This window comes from Siccibacter colletis (assembly GCF_025914095.1).
In the GTDB taxonomy this organism is placed as follows: Bacteria; Pseudomonadota; Gammaproteobacteria; order Enterobacterales; family Enterobacteriaceae; genus Siccibacter; species Siccibacter colletis.
In genome coordinates, this window is the sequence record NZ_CP074352.1 from 3750721 (window position 1) to 3770923 (window position 20203).

The 20203-nt window shown below is 57.8% G+C and carries 17 protein-coding genes, 1 tRNA gene, 2 rRNA genes and 1 riboswitch; of the genes, 11 read left to right on the forward strand and 9 right to left on the reverse strand.

The genetic code is table 11. The features are described from left to right. Nucleotides 1-10: 10 nt before the first annotated feature. The 3 genes from KFZ77_RS17925 to KFZ77_RS17935 form a co-directional block, all read right to left on the reverse strand. A 23S ribosomal RNA gene (locus KFZ77_RS17925) occupies nt 11-2916 on the reverse strand. 219 nt (nt 2917-3135) lie between these two features. Beyond that, nucleotides 3136-3210, reverse strand: a tRNA-Glu gene (locus tag KFZ77_RS17930). Nucleotides 3211-3297: 87 nt separating this feature from the next. Further along, nucleotides 3298-4839: ribosomal RNA gene (locus KFZ77_RS17935) — 16S ribosomal RNA — on the reverse strand. The 16S and 23S rRNA genes sit together here with 1 tRNA gene alongside, the layout of an rRNA operon. A gap of 677 nt (nt 4840-5516) precedes the next feature. Between KFZ77_RS17935 and purH the strand changes: the two genes are divergently transcribed. Together purH and purD are read left to right on the forward strand one after the other, a co-directional pair. Continuing rightward, a complete protein-coding gene (gene purH, locus KFZ77_RS17940; RefSeq protein ID WP_264384969.1) occupies nt 5517-7106 on the forward strand; it encodes a bifunctional phosphoribosylaminoimidazolecarboxamide formyltransferase/IMP cyclohydrolase in 1590 nt (529 codons plus the stop codon). Between the two features lie 15 nt (nt 7107-7121). Next, nucleotides 7122-8414, forward strand: a complete 1293-nt coding sequence (gene purD, locus KFZ77_RS17945; protein WP_031522813.1) for a phosphoribosylamine--glycine ligase — start codon at nt 7122-7124, stop codon at nt 8412-8414. 42 nt (nt 8415-8456) lie between these two features. On the opposite strand, the gene KFZ77_RS17950 is transcribed toward purD, so the two are convergent. The 6 genes from KFZ77_RS17950 to nudC all read right to left on the reverse strand — a co-directional run bounded on the left by KFZ77_RS17950 (nt 8457) and on the right by nudC (nt 12817). Continuing rightward, nucleotides 8457-9152 (reverse strand): DUF1481 domain-containing protein, encoded by a 696-nt coding sequence (locus KFZ77_RS17950; RefSeq protein WP_264386214.1) that lies wholly within the window; start codon nt 9150-9152, stop codon nt 8457-8459. Nucleotides 9153-9164: 12 nt separating this feature from the next. Then, nucleotides 9165-9437 carry a nucleoid-associated protein HU-alpha gene (gene hupA / locus KFZ77_RS17955; RefSeq protein WP_002884342.1) on the reverse strand — a complete coding sequence of 91 codons (273 nt, stop codon included), beginning with the start codon at nt 9435-9437 and terminating at the stop codon, nt 9165-9167. Between the two features lie 186 nt (nt 9438-9623). After that, complete coding sequence (locus KFZ77_RS17960; protein ID WP_031522803.1) at nt 9624-10214, reverse strand: YjaG family protein; 591 nt, start codon at nt 10212-10214, stop codon at nt 9624-9626. 43 nt (nt 10215-10257) lie between these two features. Then, on the reverse strand, nt 10258-10929 hold the full coding sequence (nfi, locus tag KFZ77_RS17965; protein ID WP_031522802.1) for a deoxyribonuclease V: 672 nt from the start codon (nt 10927-10929) through the stop codon (nt 10258-10260). A gap of 9 nt (nt 10930-10938) precedes the next feature. Further along, entirely contained in the window at nt 10939-12003 is a 1065-nt protein-coding gene (gene hemE / locus KFZ77_RS17970; protein ID WP_264384970.1) for a uroporphyrinogen decarboxylase, read from the reverse strand. A 40-nt stretch (nt 12004-12043) separates the two neighbouring features. Next, nucleotides 12044-12817, reverse strand: a complete 774-nt coding sequence (gene nudC, locus KFZ77_RS17975; protein WP_264384971.1) for an NAD(+) diphosphatase — start codon at nt 12815-12817, stop codon at nt 12044-12046. Between the two features lie 99 nt (nt 12818-12916). Here nudC and KFZ77_RS17980 point away from each other — a divergent pair, with 99 nt between their 5' ends. From KFZ77_RS17980 to KFZ77_RS18020, 9 genes are all read left to right on the forward strand, one after another. Then, nucleotides 12917-13420, forward strand: a complete 504-nt coding sequence (locus tag KFZ77_RS17980) for an Rsd/AlgQ family anti-sigma factor (protein WP_031522799.1) — start codon at nt 12917-12919, stop codon at nt 13418-13420. Nucleotides 13421-13512: 92 nt separating this feature from the next. Further along, nucleotides 13513-13622: riboswitch (TPP riboswitch) on the forward strand. 87 nt (nt 13623-13709) lie between these two features. Next, the gene (thiC, locus tag KFZ77_RS17985) at nt 13710-15608 is read left to right on the forward strand and encodes a phosphomethylpyrimidine synthase ThiC (RefSeq protein ID WP_264384972.1); all 1899 of its coding nucleotides are present in this window, start codon (nt 13710-13712) and stop codon (nt 15606-15608) included. Beyond that, entirely contained in the window at nt 15608-16243 is a 636-nt protein-coding gene (thiE, locus tag KFZ77_RS17990; RefSeq protein ID WP_031522795.1) for a thiamine phosphate synthase, read from the forward strand. Before thiC ends, thiE begins: the two co-directional genes overlap by 1 nt. Continuing rightward, the gene (locus KFZ77_RS17995; RefSeq protein ID WP_264384973.1) at nt 16236-16994 is read left to right on the forward strand and encodes a HesA/MoeB/ThiF family protein; all 759 of its coding nucleotides are present in this window, start codon (nt 16236-16238) and stop codon (nt 16992-16994) included. The genes thiE and KFZ77_RS17995 overlap by 8 nt, the downstream gene beginning before the upstream one ends. Beyond that, nucleotides 16978-17178 (forward strand): sulfur carrier protein ThiS, encoded by a 201-nt coding sequence (gene thiS, locus KFZ77_RS18000; RefSeq protein WP_031522791.1) that lies wholly within the window; start codon nt 16978-16980, stop codon nt 17176-17178. Before KFZ77_RS17995 ends, thiS begins: the two co-directional genes overlap by 17 nt. 1 nt (nt 17179) lies before the next feature. Continuing rightward, the gene (gene thiG, locus KFZ77_RS18005; RefSeq protein WP_031522789.1) at nt 17180-17950 is read left to right on the forward strand and encodes a thiazole synthase; all 771 of its coding nucleotides are present in this window, start codon (nt 17180-17182) and stop codon (nt 17948-17950) included. Then, entirely contained in the window at nt 17947-19080 is a 1134-nt protein-coding gene (gene thiH / locus KFZ77_RS18010) for a 2-iminoacetate synthase ThiH (RefSeq protein ID WP_031522788.1), read from the forward strand. The genes thiG and thiH overlap by 4 nt, the downstream gene beginning before the upstream one ends. A 353-nt stretch (nt 19081-19433) precedes the next feature. Beyond that, nucleotides 19434-19739 carry a PTS sugar transporter subunit IIB gene (locus tag KFZ77_RS18015; RefSeq protein ID WP_031522786.1) on the forward strand — a complete coding sequence of 102 codons (306 nt, stop codon included), beginning with the start codon at nt 19434-19436 and terminating at the stop codon, nt 19737-19739. Between the two features lie 3 nt (nt 19740-19742). Further along, nucleotides 19743-20060 (forward strand): PTS lactose/cellobiose transporter subunit IIA, encoded by a 318-nt coding sequence (locus KFZ77_RS18020; RefSeq protein WP_031522784.1) that lies wholly within the window; start codon nt 19743-19745, stop codon nt 20058-20060. Nucleotides 20061-20203 lie beyond the last annotated feature (143 nt).

Sequence of the window (20203 nt, forward strand, 5' to 3'; positions counted from 1 at the left end):
TCGGCGTTGTAAGGTTAAGCCTCACGGTTCATTAGTACCGGTTAGCTCAACGCATCGCTGCGCTTACACACCCGGCCTATCAACGTCGTCGTCTTCAACGTTCCTTCAGGACCCTTAAAGGGTCAGGGAGAACTCATCTCGGGGCAAGTTTCGTGCTTAGATGCTTTCAGCACTTATCTCTTCCGCATTTAGCTACCGGGCAGTGCCATTGGCATGACAACCCGAACACCAGTGATGCGTTCACTCCGGTCCTCTCGTACTAGGAGCAACCCCCCTCAATTCTCCAGCGCCCACGGCAGATAGGGACCGAACTGTCTCACGACGTTCTAAACCCAGCTCGCGTACCACTTTAAATGGCGAACAGCCATACCCTTGGGACCTACTTCAGCCCCAGGATGTGATGAGCCGACATCGAGGTGCCAAACACCGCCGTCGATATGAACTCTTGGGCGGTATCAGCCTGTTATCCCCGGAGTACCTTTTATCCGTTGAGCGATGGCCCTTCCATTCAGAACCACCGGATCACTAAGACCTGCTTTCGCACCTGCTCGAGCCGTCACTCTCGCAGTCAAGCTAGCTTATGCCTTTGCACTAACCTCCTGATGTCCGACCAGGATTAGCTAACCTTCGTGCTCCTCCGTTACGCTTTAGGAGGAGACCGCCCCAGTCAAACTACCCACCAGACACTGTCCCCACGCCGGATCACGGCGCCAGGTTAGAACATCAAACATTAAAGGGTGGTATTTCAAGGTTGGCTCCACGCAGACTGGCGTCCACGCTTCAAAGCCTCCCACCTATCCTACACATCAAGGCTCAATGTTCAGTGTCAAGCTATAGTAAAGGTTCACGGGGTCTTTCCGTCTTGCCGCGGGTACACTGCATCTTCACAGCGATTTCAATTTCACTGAGTCTCGGGTGGAGACAGCCTGGCCATCATTACGCCATTCGTGCAGGTCGGAACTTACCCGACAAGGAATTTCGCTACCTTAGGACCGTTATAGTTACGGCCGCCGTTTACCGGGGCTTCGATCAAGAGCTTCTCCTTACGGATAACCCCATCAATTAACCTTCCGGCACCGGGCAGGCGTCACACCGTATACGTCCACTTTCGTGTTTGCACAGTGCTGTGTTTTTAATAAACAGTTGCAGCCAGCTGGTATCTTCGACTGGTTTCAGCTCCGCGAGCAAGTCGCTTCACCTACGCACCAGCGTGCCTTCTCCCGAAGTTACGGCACCATTTTGCCTAGTTCCTTCACCCGAGTTCTCTCAAGCGCCTTGGTATTCTCTACCTGACCACCTGTGTCGGTTTGGGGTACGATTTGATGTTACCTGATGCTTAGAGGCTTTTCCTGGAAGCAGGGCATTTGTTGCTTCAGCACCGTAGTGCCTCGTCATCACGCCTCAGTGTTAAAGTGCACCGGATTTGCCTGGAGCACACACCTACACGCTTAAACCGGGACAACCGTCGCCCGGCCAACATAGCCTTCTCCGTCCCCCCTTCGCAGTAACACCGAGTACAGGAATATTAACCTGTTTCCCATCGACTACGCCTTTCGGCCTCGCCTTAGGGGTCGACTCACCCTGCCCCGATTAACGTTGGACAGGAACCCTTGGTCTTCCGGCGAGCGGGCTTTTCACCCGCTTTATCGTTACTTATGTCAGCATTCGCACTTCTGATACCTCCAGCAGACCTCACAGTCCACCTTCAACGGCTTACAGAACGCTCCCCTACCCAACAACACATAGTGTCGCTGCCGCAGCTTCGGTGCATGGTTTAGCCCCGTTACATCTTCCGCGCAGGCCGACTCGACCAGTGAGCTATTACGCTTTCTTTAAATGATGGCTGCTTCTAAGCCAACATCCTGGCTGTCTGTGCCTTCCCACATCGTTTCCCACTTAACCATGACTTTGGGACCTTAGCTGGCGGTCTGGGTTGTTTCCCTCTTCACGACGGACGTTAGCACCCGCCGTGTGTCTCCCGTGATAACATTCTCCGGTATTCGTAGTTTGCATCGGGTTGGTAAGCCGGGATGGCCCCCTAGCCGAAACAGTGCTCTACCCCCGGAGATGAGTTCACGAGGCGCTACCTAAATAGCTTTCGGGGAGAACCAGCTATCTCCCGGTTTGATTGGCCTTTCACCCCCAGCCACAAGTCATCCGCTAATTTTTCAACATTAGTCGGTTCGGTCCTCCAGTTAGTGTTACCCAACCTTCAACCTGCCCATGGCTAGATCACCGGGTTTCGGGTCTATACCCTGCAACTTAACGCCCAATTAAGACTCGGTTTCCCTTCGGCTCCCCTATACGGTTAACCTTGCTACAGAATATAAGTCGCTGACCCATTATACAAAAGGTACGCAGTCACACCACAAAGGTGCTCCCACTGCTTGTACGTACACGGTTTCAGGTTCTGTTTCACTCCCCTCGCCGGGGTTCTTTTCGCCTTTCCCTCACGGTACTGGTTCACTATCGGTCAGTCAGGAGTATTTAGCCTTGGAGGATGGTCCCCCCATATTCAGACAGGATACCACGTGTCCCGCCCTACTCATCGAGCTCACAGCAAGTGTGTTTTTGTGTACGGGAGTATCACCCTGTACCCTGCGACTTTCCAGACGCTTCCACTAACACACAAACTGATTCAGGCTCTGGGCTGCTCCCCGTTCGCTCGCCGCTACTGGGGGAATCTCGGTTGATTTCTTTTCCTCGGGGTACTTAGATGTTTCAGTTCCCCCGGTTCGCCTCATGTCACTATGTATTCATGACATGATAGTGCAACGAATTGCACTGGGTTTCCCCATTCGGACATCGTCGGTTATAACGGTTCATATCACCTTACCGACGCTTTTCGCAGATTAGCACGTCCTTCATCGCCTCTGACTGCCAGGGCATCCACCGTGTACGCTTAGTCGCTTAACCTCACAACCCGAAGATGTTTCTTTCGATTCATCGTCGTGCTGTAAGCATTTGAGAGACTCGAACACACCTTTTTCTGTTCTTGTTTACGGAGAACAGAAACAGTGTGTCGTTTCAATTTTCAGCTTGTTCCGGATTGTTAAAGAGCAAATATCTCAAACGTGACTTGAAAGTCAGTTTTGAGATATCGGTTGGTTGTGTCTTTCACCCACAGCCAGCAAGTGGCGTCCCCTAGGGGATTCGAACCCCTGTTGCCGCCGTGAAAGGGCGGAGTCCTAACCGCTAGACGAAGGGGACACGGAGTGTCACGACTTCGTAGCCGTCTTGCTCGTTACTTTTCATCAGACAATCTGTGTGAGCACTGCGGAGTTGTATCTTTTAAGGTAAGGAGGTGATCCAACCGCAGGTTCCCCTACGGTTACCTTGTTACGACTTCACCCCAGTCATGAATCACAAAGTGGTAAGCGCCCTCCCGAAGGTTAAGCTACCTACTTCTTTTGCAACCCACTCCCATGGTGTGACGGGCGGTGTGTACAAGGCCCGGGAACGTATTCACCGTGGCATTCTGATCCACGATTACTAGCGATTCCGACTTCATGGAGTCGAGTTGCAGACTCCAATCCGGACTACGACGTACTTTATGAGGTCCGCTTGCTCTCGCGAGGTCGCTTCTCTTTGTATACGCCATTGTAGCACGTGTGTAGCCCTGGCCGTAAGGGCCATGATGACTTGACGTCATCCCCACCTTCCTCCGGTTTATCACCGGCAGTCTCCTTTGAGTTCCCGACCGAATCGCTGGCAACAAAGGATAAGGGTTGCGCTCGTTGCGGGACTTAACCCAACATTTCACAACACGAGCTGACGACAGCCATGCAGCACCTGTCTCAGAGTTCCCGAAGGCACCAAAGCATCTCTGCTAAGTTCTCTGGATGTCAAGGCCAGGTAAGGTTCTTCGCGTTGCATCGAATTAAACCACATGCTCCACCGCTTGTGCGGGCCCCCGTCAATTCATTTGAGTTTTAACCTTGCGGCCGTACTCCCCAGGCGGTCGACTTAACGCGTTAGCTCCGGAAGCCACGCCTCAAGGGCACAACCTCCAAGTCGACATCGTTTACGGCGTGGACTACCAGGGTATCTAATCCTGTTTGCTCCCCACGCTTTCGCACCTGAGCGTCAGTCTTCGTCCAGGGGGCCGCCTTCGCCACCGGTATTCCTCCAGATCTCTACGCATTTCACCGCTACACCTGGAATTCTACCCCCCTCTACGAGACTCAAGCCTGCCAGTTTCGGATGCAGTTCCCAGGTTGAGCCCGGGGATTTCACATCCGACTTGACAGACCGCCTGCGTGCGCTTTACGCCCAGTAATTCCGATTAACGCTTGCACCCTCCGTATTACCGCGGCTGCTGGCACGGAGTTAGCCGGTGCTTCTTCTGCGAGTAACGTCAATTGATGAGCGTATTAAGCTCACCACCTTCCTCCTCGCTGAAAGTACTTTACAACCCGAAGGCCTTCTTCATACACGCGGCATGGCTGCATCAGGCTTGCGCCCATTGTGCAATATTCCCCACTGCTGCCTCCCGTAGGAGTCTGGACCGTGTCTCAGTTCCAGTGTGGCTGGTCATCCTCTCAGACCAGCTAGGGATCGTCGCCTAGGTGAGCCGTTACCCCACCTACTAGCTAATCCCATCTGGGTTCATCTGATGGCAAGAGGCCCGAAGGTCCCCCTCTTTGGTCTTGCGACGTTATGCGGTATTAGCTACCGTTTCCAGTAGTTATCCCCCTCCATCAGGCAGATCCCCAGACATTACTCACCCGTCCGCCACTCGTCAGCAAAGCAGCAAGCTGCTTCCTGTTACCGTTCGACTTGCATGTGTTAGGCCTGCCGCCAGCGTTCAATCTGAGCCATGATCAAACTCTTCAATTTAAAGTTTGATGCTCAAAGAATTAAACTTCGTAATGAATTACGTGTTCACTCTTGAGACTTGATAATGCTTTTTCGTCTTGCGACGTGAAAGATATCAGTGCCCCGAGTGCCCACACAGATTGTCTGATAAATTGTTAAAGAGCAGTTGCGACGCGGCTTACAGCCTGCTGTCGCGAGGTGGCGTATATTACGCTTTCCTCTTTCAGAGTCAAGCTCTATTTGAGCTTTTCTCTTCAGACCCGACGCTGCGAAGTGATTCGTTAGCGCCGTGTCGATGGAGGCGCATTATAGGGAGTTCTCTTAACGCCGCAACAGGAAAATGACATAAAAATGACTGACTGCTGCATTCCCCAGCAAAACCCCGCCTTATACCCTTTTACGCACAGACTTATCCACAATCCTGTCAAAGCTCAAAAATTCGCGAGCGTTGCGCAAACGTTTTCGTTACAATGCTGCGCCATGAAACGGATGCCCCGACTGGGGTGTTAGCTGAGTTCTGAGGTGAAATTATTACTTTCGCATTCAGCTAACGCTCTACGAAACCCGAATCATTCATGCTGGCAGGCGAGTTACGCCGTTTATTCCGACTTATGCTCTATATAAGAAGCGATAACGCGTTAACCGGCGAGTCGGTGTGAATAATGAGGGCGATCGATCCAATCCAGGGGATTTTTACTATGCAACAACCTCGTCCTGTACGCCGCGCGCTGCTCAGCGTGTCTGACAAAGCCGGTATCGTCGAATTCGCTCAGGCGCTTTCCCAGCGCGGCGTGGAACTGCTCTCTACCGGCGGTACTGCGCGCCTGCTGGCTGACGCTGGCCTGCCGGTCACCGAAGTCTCTGACTACACCGGCTTCCCGGAAATGATGGATGGACGCGTGAAAACCCTGCATCCAAAAGTGCACGGCGGCATTCTTGGTCGTCGCGGGCAGGATGATGAGATTATGGCGCAGCACGCCATCTCCCCTATCGACATGGTGGTTGTGAACCTGTATCCGTTCGCGCAGACCGTAGCCCGCGATGGTTGCTCACTGGAAGACGCGGTAGAGAATATCGATATCGGCGGCCCAACCATGGTGCGCTCCGCGGCGAAGAACCACAAAGACGTGGCCATCGTAGTCAAGAGCAGTGACTACAGCGCCATCATCAATGAGCTGGACGCCAACAGCGGCTCCCTGACGCTCGATACCCGTTTCGATCTCGCCATTAAAGCGTTTGAACACACTGCCGCCTACGACAGCATGATTGCTAACTACTTCGGCAGCCTGGTGCCGGCCTATCACGGCGACACCGCCCAGCCTTCCGGCCGCTTCCCGCGTACGCTCAACCTGAACTTCATCAAGAAGCAGGATATGCGCTACGGTGAGAACAGCCACCAGCACGCCGCTTTCTATATAGAAGAAGAGATCCGCGAAGCGTCCGTTGCGACTGCACAGCAGGTTCAGGGTAAGGCGCTGTCCTATAACAACATCGCCGATACCGACGCGGCGCTTGAGTGCGTGAAAGAGTTCAGCGAGCCGGCCTGCGTTATCGTCAAGCACGCCAACCCGTGCGGCGTGGCTGTCAGCACCTCTGTTCTCGACGCGTATGACCGCGCTTACAAAACCGACCCAACCTCGGCGTTCGGTGGCATCATCGCCTTTAACCGCGAGCTGGATGCTGAGACCGCGCAGGCGATCATCTCTCGCCAGTTCGTGGAAGTAATTATCGCGCCGTCCGCATCAGAAGAAGCGCTGAAAATCACCGCAGCGAAACAGAACGTGCGCGTGCTGGTTTGCGGTCAGTGGGCAGAACGCGTGCCGGGCCTGGACTTCAAACGCGTCAACGGCGGCCTGCTGGTTCAGGATCGCGATCTGGGTATGGTGAGCGAAGCCGATCTGCGCGTCGTCACCCGCCGTCAGCCGAGCGAGCAGGAGCTGCGCGATGCGCTGTTCTGCTGGAAAGTGGCGAAGTTCGTGAAATCCAACGCTATCGTCTATGCCAAAGGCAATATGACCATCGGTATCGGCGCAGGCCAGATGAGCCGCGTTTACTCTGCGAAAATTGCGGGTATTAAAGCAGGTGATGAAGGCCTGGAAGTGAAAGGCTCTGCAATGGCCTCTGACGCCTTCTTCCCGTTCCGCGATGGCATCGACGCCGCTGCGGCGGTAGGTATCACCTGCGTGATCCAGCCGGGCGGTTCGATTCGCGATGATGAAGTGATTGCTGCCGCCGATGAACACGGCATCGCGATGATCTTCACCGACATGCGCCACTTCCGCCATTAATTCCCGGAGCAGACAATGAAAGTATTAGTGATTGGTAATGGCGGGCGCGAGCACGCCCTGGCGTGGAAAGCAGCCCAGTCCCCGGATGTTGAAACCGTCTTCGTGGCACCGGGCAATGCGGGCACAGCGCTGGAGCCGACCCTGCAGAACGTCGCCATCAGCGCCACCGACATTCCGGCGCTGCTGCACTTCGCGCAAACTGAAAACATCGGCCTGACGATCGTTGGCCCGGAAGCCCCGCTGGTGATTGGCGTGGTGGATGCCTTCCGTGAAGCGGGTCTGACCATCTTCGGCCCAACTCAGGGTGCCGCCCAGCTGGAAGGTTCTAAAGCCTTTACCAAAGATTTCCTGGCGCGTCACAACATCCCGACGGCGGAATACCAGAACTTTACTGAGGTAGAACCGGCGCTCAGCTATGTACGTGAGAAAGGCGCGCCGATCGTCATCAAAGCCGACGGGCTGGCCGCAGGCAAAGGCGTGATTGTCGCGATGACGCTGGAAGAGGCAGAGGCTGCTATCAATGACATGCTGGCCGGTAACGCCTTTGGCGATGCGGGCCATCGTATCGTAGTGGAAGAGTTCCTCGACGGCGAAGAGGCGAGCTTTATCGTCATGGTGGATGGCGAGCATATCCTGCCGATGGCCACCAGCCAGGATCACAAGCGCGTCGGCGACGGCGATACCGGCCCGAACACCGGCGGCATGGGGGCATACTCCCCCGCCCCGGTGGTTACCGATGTAGTCCACCAGCGCACCATGGAGCGTATCATCGGGCCGACCGTGCGCGGCATGGCGCAGGAAGGCAACACCTATACCGGCTTCCTGTATGCGGGCCTGATGATCGACAAGCAGGGCAACCCGAAAGTGATCGAATTCAACTGCCGCTTCGGGGATCCGGAAACCCAGCCGATCATGCTGCGCATGAAGTCGGATCTGGTGGATCTTTGTCTGGCTGCCTGCGAAGGCAAGCTGAATGAGAAAACTTCAGAGTGGGATGCGCGCGCTTCGCTGGGCGTGGTACTGGCTGCGGGCGGTTATCCGGCAGATTACCGCACCGGGGATCAGATCCACGGTCTGCCGCTGGAAGCCGTTGAACATGGCAAAGTGTTCCACGCCGGGACGACGCTTTCTGCAGACGACCGCGTGCTGACCAGCGGCGGACGCGTGCTGTGCGTCACCGCGCTGGGCGACACCGTGGCCGAAGCGCAGCAGCGCGCCTATGCGCTGATGACGGATATCCACTGGGACGGCAGCTTCTGCCGCCGTGATATCGGCTACCGCGCCATCGCCCGCGAACAGCAGAAGTAATCGCTTACCGCCCTCTTCATCCGAAGGGGGCGTTTTTCACCTTCAGAACGCTTCCGCTTTTGGCTGCCAGTGACAGAAGTCGCTGTTGGCAACCAGCAACAGCTGCGCCCCTTCCGGTGCCTCCAGCCATGCCACGCTCACCGCCAGCGACGAATGCTGCTGCCTGTCATTGATGCGCCGCAGCGCCAGCTCGTCCAGCTCCGGGGTTTCGGTTTTGCCTTCACAGGTGGTGATGGTGCGATCCGCGTTCCAGCGCCCCTGGCGTAGCACGACGCGGCCGGTACGCAGCGCATCGCTGGTCGCCCGGATGCGATCGGCGTGATAGCGGTAAAGCGCAATCTCATCGTTGGACAGCTGCTGCTTTTGCCCGTCGCGTTCGCGCTGCATGAAGCTCAGCGCGCCGCGATCGTCAAAACGAATGCGGACATGTTCCGGCGGGGTGCTGTAGGTGTTGAGTTCAATCAGGCTGAGGTTGTCGCCCTGCCAGCGATACTCGCGGGTCACGGTAGCGCCGCTGCGCCACGGGCTGAATACTGAAAGCAGGCGAATCGCGCCGTCGCCGGCATCTTTACGCCACAGCCGCACCGCGCCGTCATCGGCCACATAGCCGCTGGCGGTGAACGGCGGCGGCGTGTTGTCGTGGCTACAGGCCGCCAGCAGGACAGACGCTGCCAGCACCAGCCCTGAACGACAGGCAAACAAAAGGGGCGCTATCGCCCCTTCGTTAAAACTTTTCACTGCCACGGTGTCTTACTTAACAGCGTCTTTCAGTGCTTTACCAGAAACAAATGCCGGCACGTTAGCTGCGGCGATTTTGATTTCTTTACCGGTCTGCGGGTTGCGGCCAGTACGCTCAGCGCGGTGGTTCACTTTGAAGGTACCGAAACCAACCAGTTGTACAGCATCGCCTTCTTTCAGAGACTCAGTAATTGCAGCCAGAGTGGATTCCAGAGCAGCTTTCGCTTGCGCTTTAGACAGGTCAGCCTTGTCCGCAATTACATCAATCAGTTGAGTCTTGTTCATAAGTTATCCTTACAATGTGTTTATCGCTTGCTAAGCATCGAGTGCGACGGAAATGCCTGATTAGCACTCTCCTGCATACACGCACCGATAGCCACTTTTATTCGCCCCACAAATGTAGACCAGACGGGGGTCACAATGGAAGCCTTCGAGTGTGACAAAACAGGTGGTAAGTCACGTTTTATTGACTCATTGCTGCAAATTTATACCGATATTACTCTCGCCCGCCTCACGCAGGTCTGCGCGCAGGCCTTTTATCAGCTCAATATCGCGTTCTTCGCAATCCGCCAGCAGACGGTGAATTTCCCACTGAATGTCCCATTCCTGCTCAACCGCAGGGTTAAGCTTCAGTTCATCATCGGTCATTTCCCGTCCGGCTTGAGTCATTTCGAGCATCGCCACGGTGGTGATCGAAGTTTTGCTGACCTCTATCGCATGCTCCAGCGTCTCGCCGCTTAAGCGTGAATGCACCAGCTCGCTGAGCGCCACGCAGGCGTCGATGGCCGGATAGACGCCGTAAATGTCGTAGTCGTCAGCGGACGGGATCGCTTCTTCGAGCTTCTCAAGCTGGCTGTCGAAGTTGATTTTCGCGTCTTTCACCGTCAGCGTTTCCCAGATCAGATCGAGCACGCGGCGGTACAGCGCAGCATCGCCGAAGCCCGTCTGCTGGCAGAACATCGCGTAGTTGGGATACATCCGCTCGCACAGCGAAGCCATAAAGGTGGTGTGCTGCCAGGCTTCAAGCTTCGCAAGGCGCAGATGAATGGGATTTTGTAGCATAGTGGCGTCTCATGAACCGGTAATGTGCGGCAGTGTACCGCAACTATCGGGGGATTTCCTGCCAACGTCGAAACGCCGGACGCCCCGAGGCGACGGCATCTGCCCAGCGGGTCGGCTCAGGCAGCCGATAGCCTTTGGTGCAGCGCTGCACCCACGCCAGCGCGGTATCAATGCTGACCCGATGCCCGGTCGAGACGAACAGCGGATTACAACGCTGCTTGCTGCGCCAGACCCAGGCCAGCTGCTCGCCTTTATCCATCAGCGGCGCCACCGCACCCGGTTCATCAGAGAGCGGTTCAAACTTACCGCACAGGCGCTTTTTCGCCACCCCAATGGTCGGGACATCCACCAGCATACCGAAGTGGCTGGCAACGCCGAGGCGGCGCGGATGGGAGATCCCGTGGCCATCAACGAACAGCAGCTCTGGCTTCTGCGACAGCATATCCCACGCCGCGAGCAGCGCAGGATATTCACGAAACGACAGAAAACCGGGGATGTACGGCATAGTGGTGGCAATGCGCGCCACCTGATACTCGATAAGCTCAAGCGAAGGGTAGCTCAGCAGCACAATGGCTGCCCGCGTCACTTCTCCACCCTGCTCAAACCCGACGTCCGCACCCGCGATAATCGACGGCGTGGTGGTAATCAGGTCATCTTCCCGGACAATGCGGGAAGCCAGTTCGAGTTGCTGTGTGCGAAGTGCCGCGAGATCCATACGTGCTCCTTAGTTGTGATACGGTACGGACAGCCGGTGTACCGCCTCCACAAACGCGCCTGCGTGTTCAGGCGGCACATCCTGGTGAATGCCGTGCCCCAGATTGAAGACGTGGCCTTCACCCTGTCCGAAACCTTCCAGTATAGTCGCTACCTCTTCTTCTATACGGGCCGGCTGCGCGTAAAGCATTGATGGGTCCATATTTCCCTGCAGCGCAACCTTGTGCCCCACGCGACGACGCGCATCGGCGATATCGGTGGTCCAGTCGAGGCCCAGCGCGTCACAGCCGGTGTCAGCCATCGCTTCCAGCCACTGTCCGCCGCCTTTGGTGAACAGCGTCACCGGCACGCGTTTGCCGTCGTTTTCACGCAGCAGACCGTCGATGATTTTATGCATGTAGTAGAGCGAGAACTGCTGATAGTCGCGCCCGGTGAGCACGCCGCCCCAGGTATCGAAGATCATTACCGACTGCGCGCCGGCGCGGATCTGGGCATTCAGGTACAGCGTGACGCTCTTCGCCAGCTTGTCGAGCAGCGCGTGCAGCGTCTGCGGCTCGGCGTACATCATCTTTTTGATCAGGGTAAAGGCTTTGCTGCTGCCGCCTTCCACCATGTAAGTGGCCAGCGTCCACGGGCTGCCGGTGAAGCCAATCAGCGGCACCTCGCCTTTAAGTTCGCGGCGAATGGTACGCACCGCGTTCATCACGTAGCCCAGTTCCTGCTCCGGGTCAGGAATGGGCAGCCTGTCGACGTCGGCTTTGTTCTTGATGGGCGAGGTGAAGCGCGGGCCTTCGCCGGTTTCAAAGTACAGGCCGAGGCCCATCGCGTCCGGCACGGTGAGAATGTCCGAGAAGAGGATCGCCGCATCGAGCGGGTAACGGCGCAGTGGCTGGAGCGTCACTTCGCACGCCAGCTCGGCGTTTTTGCACAGCGACATAAAATCGCCCGCCTGCGCGCGGGTCGCCTTATATTCCGGCAGATAGCGGCCCGCCTGGCGCATCATCCATACGGGCGTGACATCTACCGGCTGGCGCAGCAGGGCGCGCAGGTAACGATCGTTCTTCAGTTCGGTCATTTCAGCATTCCTTAAAAAGCGTGGCCGTCAGTTTACCACGTCATTCGTACTCAGCCCGGCACAAAGCGACAGTATCTTCGATCAAGCGGCGCGCCACGGTGCCCGGCGGGGGCAGCAGCGGCAGCTGGTCATACCGATACCAGCCGGCATCTGACAGCTCTTTGGGGTCGATTTTCAGCTCGCCGCTGTCGTATTCCGCCATGTAAGCCGTCATTAACGACTGCGGGAACGGCCACGGCTGGGAAGTGACGTAACGCAGGTTCTTCACCCGGATATTGCTCTCTTCCATCACTTCACGCGCGACCGCCTGCTCCAGCGTCTCGCCCACTTCGACAAAGCCGGCCAGCACGGTATAGATGCCGTTGCGGTGGCGGTTGTGCTGAGCCAGCAGGATCTTATCCTCGTGGCGGATGGCAACAATGATGCACGGGGCAATTTGCGGATAGTAGCGCTCGTGGCAGTGCCCACATAGCATCGCCCACTCGCTTTTTCCGGGATGCATTTCGTGGCCGCAGTAGCCGCAGTACTTGTGTGAACGATAGAATTCGGCGAGCTGTACGCCGCGGCCAGCAAGCTGGAACAGACCGACATCCTTATCGATGACCTGGCGCACAGACGCCATGTCCTGCCGCCGGGCCTCACGCACCAGCCACACCGGCTCATTTTCCCATTCGCCGATTTTGATCGCGCTTTTACCGGTCAGCGAAAATTTTTCCGCGTATCCATTGGGCAAATCGCCATTCGGCAGCCATAATTTTTGTTCATGGCTGATGATCCACCAGCCGTGATCGTGTTTGTCTATTGTATGTTCCATAACCTGTTGCACTACCTTAGCTTCACTGGCATGTTGTTCACATTATTTTTACATATTTTGGGTGTACTGCTTTTAATCTTATAACTCATGGAGTCGATCATGCTAAATCAGCTGGAAAGTCTGACAGAACGCGTTGGAGGCAGTAACGAACTCGTCGACCGCTGGCTCAACGTGCGCAAACACCTGCTGGTAAACTATTACAAAGTGGTTGGCATTAAACCTGGCAAGGAAACGCACATCGCGCTGGACGAACAGGCGCTGGATGATTTTTGTCACAACCTGGTTGATTACCTGTCAGCCGGTCACTTTAATATTTACGAGCGCCTTATCAGCGAAATGGAAGGGTCCAGCCCGCTGGTTGCCGCCACGCAACTCTACCCCTTACTCGAAGCGAATACGCAGGAAATCATGGCGTATTACGATACCCATCTGGAAAATGCTATCGATCACGACAACTGCCTGGAGTTCCAGGAAGCGCTGTCCGGTATCGGCGAAGCGCTGGCTGCCCGCTTCGCGCTGGAAGATAAACTGATCGTGCTGGCATTTGATAACGACCTGCGCGACAGCGCCAACGACGAAACCAGCTTCGCGCGCCCGGCTTGAGTTTCGGGCAGTTAACGCGTAATTTATTTTAGCCCCGCCGTCGTGCGGGGTTTTCCCTGAAGCATTCTGCCCTGTGGCAGCATCGCTGAAGGGCCATCTTGTCGGAGTGCCCAGTGTGTATGCACGGGCTGAGACCGTTAATTCGGGATCCGCGGAACCTGATCAGGCTAATACCTGCGAAGGGAACAAGAGTCAATCTGCTGTGGCGTCGCACCTCTGCGCGGCGTCTCCCTCTTGCTTCATCCGTCGTTCTGACAAGCCACTTCCCGATTATTTACTGGAATGCGCTATGTCTGTGACCGTCAAACCCAACCGCCGCGAAACCCGCGCGCAGGCCCAACGTTTTATCAGCACCCTTGAGGGAACCGCGTTTCCCAATTCGCACCGTATCTACCTCACCGGCTCCCGGCCCGATATTCGCGTGCCGATGCGCGAGATCCAGCTCAGCCCGACCCTTACCGGCGGCAGTGAAAGCAACCCGCAGTATGAAGCCAACGAGCCGGTGCCGGTGTACGACACCTCCGGCCCCTACGGCGACCCGGCAGTCGCTATCGATGTGCACCGCGGGCTGGAGAAAGTGCGCGCCCCGTGGATTGAAGCGCGTCAGGATACCGAGGCGCTGTCCAGCCGCAGCTCCGCCTGGACACGGGAGCGACTCGCCGATGACGGGCTGGATGAACTACGTTTTAGCGGCCTGCTGACGCCGCGCCGCGCCCGTCCAGGCAAATGCGTCACCCAGCTGCACTACGCACGCCAGGGCATCATCACGCCGGAGATGGAGTTCATCGCAATCCGCGAGAATATGGGCCGGGAGCGCATCCGCAGCGAAGTGCTGCGCCACCAGCATCCGGGAGAAGCCTTTGGCGCCCAGTTGCCGGAAAACATCACCCCCGAGTTTGTGCGCGCTGAAGTTGCCGCCGGCCGCGCCATCATTCCCGCCAATATTAATCACCCTGAATCGGAACCGATGATCATTGGCCGCAACTTCCTGGTGAAAGTGAATGCCAACATCGGTAATTCCGCGGTGACCTCCTCTATTGAAGAAGAGGTGGAGAAACTGGTGTGGTCCACGCGCTGGGGCGCGGATACGGTGATGGATCTCTCTACCGGGCGCTACATCCACGAGACGCGGGAGTGGATCCTGCGCAACAGCCCGGTGCCGATTGGCACTGTGCCGATCTATCAGGCGCTGGAGAAGGTCAACGGCATTGCGGAAAACCTGAGCTGGGAGTCGTTCCGCGATACCCTGCTGGAGCAGGCGGAACAGGGTGTGGACTACTTCACCATCCATGCCGGGGTGCTGCTGCGCTATGTGCCAATGACCGCGAAACGCCTCACCGGGATTGTCTCGCGCGGTGGGTCTATCATGGCGAAATGGTGCCTGTCGCACCATCAGGAGAACTTCCTCTACACCCACTTCCGCGAGATCTGCGAAATTTGCGCTGCCTACGACGTGTCGCTGTCGCTCGGCGACGGGCTGCGTCCGGGTTCAATTCAGGATGCCAACGACGAGGCGCAGTTCGCCGAGCTGCACACGCTGGGCGAGCTGACGAAAATCGCCTGGGAGTATGACGTTCAGGTGATGATTGAAGGCCCAGGGCACGTGCCGATGCAGATGATCCGCCGCAATATGACCGAGGAGCTGGAGCACTGCCATGAAGCCCCGTTCTATACCCTCGGCCCGCTGACCACCGACATTGCACCGGGCTACGATCACTTTACCTCGGGCATCGGCGCCGCGATGATCGGCTGGTTTGGCTGCGCGATGCTCTGCTACGTGACACCTAAAGAGCACCTCGGCCTGCCGAACAAAGAGGACGTGAAGCAGGGGCTGATTACTTACAAAATCGCCGCGCACGCCGCTGACCTGGCGAAGGGCCATCCGGGCGCGCAGATCCGCGATAACGCCATGTCGAAGGCGCGCTTCGAGTTCCGCTGGGAGGATCAGTTTAACCTTGCGCTCGACCCGTTTACCGCCCGGGCCTATCACGACGAAACGCTGCCGCAGGAGTCAGGCAAAGTGGCGCACTTCTGCTCCATGTGTGGCCCGAAATTCTGCTCGATGAAAATCACTCAGGAAGTCCGCGACTATGCGGCGCAGCAGGAGCGTGAAGCGGGCCTGAACGACATGGCGAACACCTTCCGCGCCAAAGGCGGCGACATCTATCTGCGCCAGGAGGAAGCATGATGCTGACCCCCCTGTTCCCTGTAGTGCCGCAACGTCTCGGTCTCTACCCGGTGGTGGACAGCCTGCTCTGGGTTGAACGCCTGCTGGCGGCGGGCGTGCGCACGTTACAGCTGCGCATCAAAGACAAACAGGACCATGAGGTTGAGGCCGATGTGCAGGCGGCCATCGCGCTGGGTAAAGGCTATCACGCCCGGCTGTTTATCAACGATTACTGGCGGCTGGCGATCAAGCACCAAGCCTACGGCGTGCATCTCGGTCAGGAGGATCTTGCCAGCGCCGATCTGGACGCAATCCGTGCTGCCGGACTGCGGCTGGGCGTTTCCACCCATGACGATATGGAGATTGACGTCGCGCTGGCGGTACGCCCCTCCTATATCGCTCTTGGTCACGTGTTTCCAACCCAAACCAAACAGATGCCCTCTGCGCCGCAGGGGCTGAGCCAGCTGGCGGCGCACGTAAAAAGAGTAGGCAATTACCCCACCGTCGCCATCGGCGGTATCAGCCTCGAACGCGCCGCGGCGGTGCTGGAGACCGGCGTGGGCAGCATTGCCGTGGTCAGCGCCATTACGCAGGCCGCAGACTGGCAGGCAGCGACCCGGGCGCTGCTGGCACTGGCGGGGGTGGGCGATGAATGATGCCGATTTCATGCGCTACAGCCGCCAGATCCTGCTGGAGGACATTGCCGTTGAAGGACAGAGCCGCTTACAGCGAGGCCGGGCGCTGATTATCGGGCTGGGCGGACTTGGCTCGCCGGCCGCGCACTACCTTGCGGGCGCAGGCGTTGGCACCCTGACGCTGGTGGATGATGACCAGGTGCACATCAGCAATCTGCACCGGCAGACGCTCTATGCCAGTGCGGATGTTGGCCAGCCGAAAGCCGAAGCAGCTGGACGGCGGCTGAGCGCAATCAACCCGCACGTCACGCTGCGCCTTCTGTCGCAGCGTTTACAGGGCGATGCTCTGCTACAGGCGGTAGCGCAGGCGGATGTGGTGCTGGACTGTACCGATAACATGGCGTCGCGCCAGGCCATCAATGCCGCCTGCGTGGCGCAGAACAGGCCGCTGATTAGCGCCAGCGCCGTCGGCTTCGGCGGCCAGATAATGACCCTGACGCCGCCCTGGCAGCACGGCTGCTACCGCTGCCTGTGGCCTGACGACGCCGAGCCGGAGCGCAACTGCCGCACCGCCGGTGTGCCCGGCCCGGTCGTGGGCATGATGGGAACACTGCAGGCGCTGGAAGGTCTGAAGCTGCTGAGCGGTATGCCAACCGATGCCAGTACGCTGCGTCTGTTTGATGGACGCAGTGGACAGTGGCGCACACTGAGTCTGACGCGCGCGCCGGGCTGCCCGGTATGTGGTGGAGGCGCGTATGCACGTTCTGCTTAACGACGAGCGACAGGAGTGCGACATGCCGCTCACCGTCGCGGCGTTTCTTTCGCAACGGCAGCTGCTGACGCCCGGCGTGGCGCTGGCGCTGAACCATCAGATCCTCCCGCGCTCGCGCTGGGAGGAACACCATCTTGAGGAGGGCGATCACCTCCTGCTTTTTCAGGTCATCGCCGGAGGCTGACATGCTGCGCATTGCTGATAAAACCTTTACCTCGCGACTCTTTACCGGCACCGGTAAATTCGCTTCGTCCTCATTGATGGTGGACGCGATCCGCGCCTCCGGTAGCGAACTGGTGACGCTGGCAATGAAGCGCGTCGATCTGCGGGATCGCCGGGATGCGATTCTCGCCCCGCTGCTGGAGGCGGGCGTCACGCTGCTGCCGAATACCTCCGGCGCGAAAACCGCCGAGGAAGCGGTGTTCGCCGCGCAGCTGGCCCGCGAGGCGCTGGGTACGCACTGGGTCAAACTCGAAATTCACCCGGATGCCCGCTACCTGCTGCCCGACCCGATTGAAACGCTGCGTGCCGCAGAGAAGCTGGTCGCGCAGGGGTTCGTGGTGCTGCCCTACTGCGGTGCCGACCCGGTACTGTGCAAGCGGCTGGAGGAAGCCGGCTGCGCGGCGGTGATGCCGCTCGGTGCGCCGATTGGCTCCAATAAAGGGCTACAGACCCGCGCACTGCTGGAGATCATTATTGAACAGGCCACGGTGCCGGTGGTGGTCGATGCCGGTATCGGTGTGCCGAGCCACGCCACCGAGGCGCTGGAGATGGGGGCCGCCGCGGTACTGGTAAACACGGCGATAGCCGTTGCCAGCGACCCGGTACGCATGGCGCAGGCGTTCCGCCTTGCCGTTGAAGCCGGCGCGCTGGCACATCAGGCCGGGCCGGGCGCGCAACAGCAGGTAGCCAGCGCCTCCAGCCCGCTCACCGACTTTCTGGGGGCCGCCGGATGAAGACGTTTACCTCGCACTGGCAGCAGTTCGACTGGGACGATATCCGGCTGCGCATCAACAGCAAAACCGGGGCTGACGTTGAGCGCGCGCTGAATGCCTCAAAGCGTAGTCGGGACGATATGATGGCGCTGCTCTCACCGGCCGCACAGCCGTACCTCGAAGCACTGGCTCAGCAGGCCCAGCGCCTTACCCGCCAGCGCTTCGGCAATACAGTCAGCTTTTACGTCCCGCTTTATCTCTCCAACCTGTGCGCCAACGACTGCACCTACTGTGGCTTTTCTATGAGCAACCGCCTGCGCCGCAAGACGCTGGACGAGGCGGAGATTGTCCGGGAGTGTGATGCCCTGCAGGCGTTGGGGTTCGACCATATCCTGCTGGTGACCGGCGAGCATCAGAGCAAAGTGGGCATGGACTACTTTCGCCAGCATCTGCCTGCCATCCGCAGCCGTTTTTCTTCGCTGCAGATGGAAGTGCAACCGCTGGCGCAGGCGGAGTACGCCGAGCTGAAAACCCTCGGGCTGGATGGCGTGCTGGTTTATCAGGAAACCTACAATGAAGGCTGCTACGCCCGGCACCACCTGCGCGGCAACAAGCAGGACTTTTTCTGGCGGCTGGAAACCCCGGATCGTCTGGGTCGGGCCGGGATCGATAAGATCGGACTGGGGGCATTGATCGGCCTGTCGGACAGCTGGCGCGTGGACTGCTATCTGCTGGCCGAACACCTGCTCTGGCTGCAGCAGCACTACTGGCAGAGCCGTTATTCGGTCTCGTTCCCGCGCCTGCGTCCCTGTGCGGGCGGCGTGGAACCGGCATCGCTGATGAATGAGCGCGAGCTGGTGCAGACCATCTGCGCCTTCAGGCTGTTGATGCCGGAAGTGGAGCTGTCGCTCTCCACCCGGGAATCGCCGTGGTTCCGCGATCGCGTTATTCCGCTGGCGATTAATACCGTCAGCGCTTTTTCGCGTACCCAGCCCGGCGGCTATGCCGATGGCAACCCGGAGCTGGAACAGTTCGCTACCCACGACAGCCGCCGTCCGGAAGAGGTGGCCGCTGCGCTGGTAGAGGCCGGATTACAGCCGGTGTGGAAAGACTGGGACCACTTTCTGGGAAGAGGTTCGCAACTTTCCTGATGCCATGCTGCAAACCGGAAGAAATCACGGATAGCGCGCCGCAAACGGCGAAACGGACGCTCGGCATGCGGCGCAACCTTCGTTAACCTCCCTGTTGTCAGCGTTACGGTGCTGACCGGGGCGGTATTTTCCCTGCCAATTGCCGCCCCGCCTTCACCGTGCTGACACCTGAAATTCCTGTTTATTCAGATGCAAACGCGGCTTGAGTAGACCATTTCACAAAAAAGGTAACCGGTTTCCGTCTGCGCCGGTTTCTTTTGTGATGGCAGACACACAATCAGGCGAAAGCGGTTGTTGCTGCCTGCCAGCGGGGATAAATATTTCCGCTATCCCCCGGAATCAGAGAGCAGATTATGAAGAATATCGTTTTATGCTGCGCTGCAGGTATGTCCACCAGCATGCTGGTACAACGCATGAAAGACGCAGCGCAGAAGCGCGGTGTTGAGGTCTCAATCAAAGCCGTACCGGTTGCTGAGTTTAAGGACATTATCGATACGGCGGATATCGTGCTGCTCGGCCCGCAGGTTAAATATGAACAGCAGAAGTTCCAGGCAATTGCCGATCCGCTGGGTAAAACCGTGGCCGTTATCGACATGATGGATTACGGCATGATGAAAGGCGATGTGGTGCTGGATAAAGCCCTGAAATTAATGGAGTAACAGATGGAAGATTTAGAATCGATCATTATGGAGCTGCTGGTTAACGCCGGGTCCGCACGCAGCCAGGCACTCACCGCGTTACAGCTTGCCCGCAAAGGCGACTTCGACGGCGCGGAAAAAGCGATGGAAGAGTCGCATGAGTATGTGAAGCATGCCCATAAAATCCAGACCCAGCTCATCGGCCTTGATGAAGGCAGCGGCAAACTGCCGGTGAACCTGATTACCGTTCACTCCCAGGATCACCTGATGAACGCGATGGTGATTCAGGATCTCGCGGGCGACATGATTGAACTCTATCGTCGTCTGCCGCTGGTGAAATAGCGCCCGCTGCGGTGCCAGGAATGCCCGGTAACACCGGGCATTTTTTTATCTCGCATTCTACGGTATTTGCAACCCACCGATCCGGGAGGTGTTTTTCACCGCGTTTTATGGCACAACTGCATCATTACGCCGTAGCGTCCTCC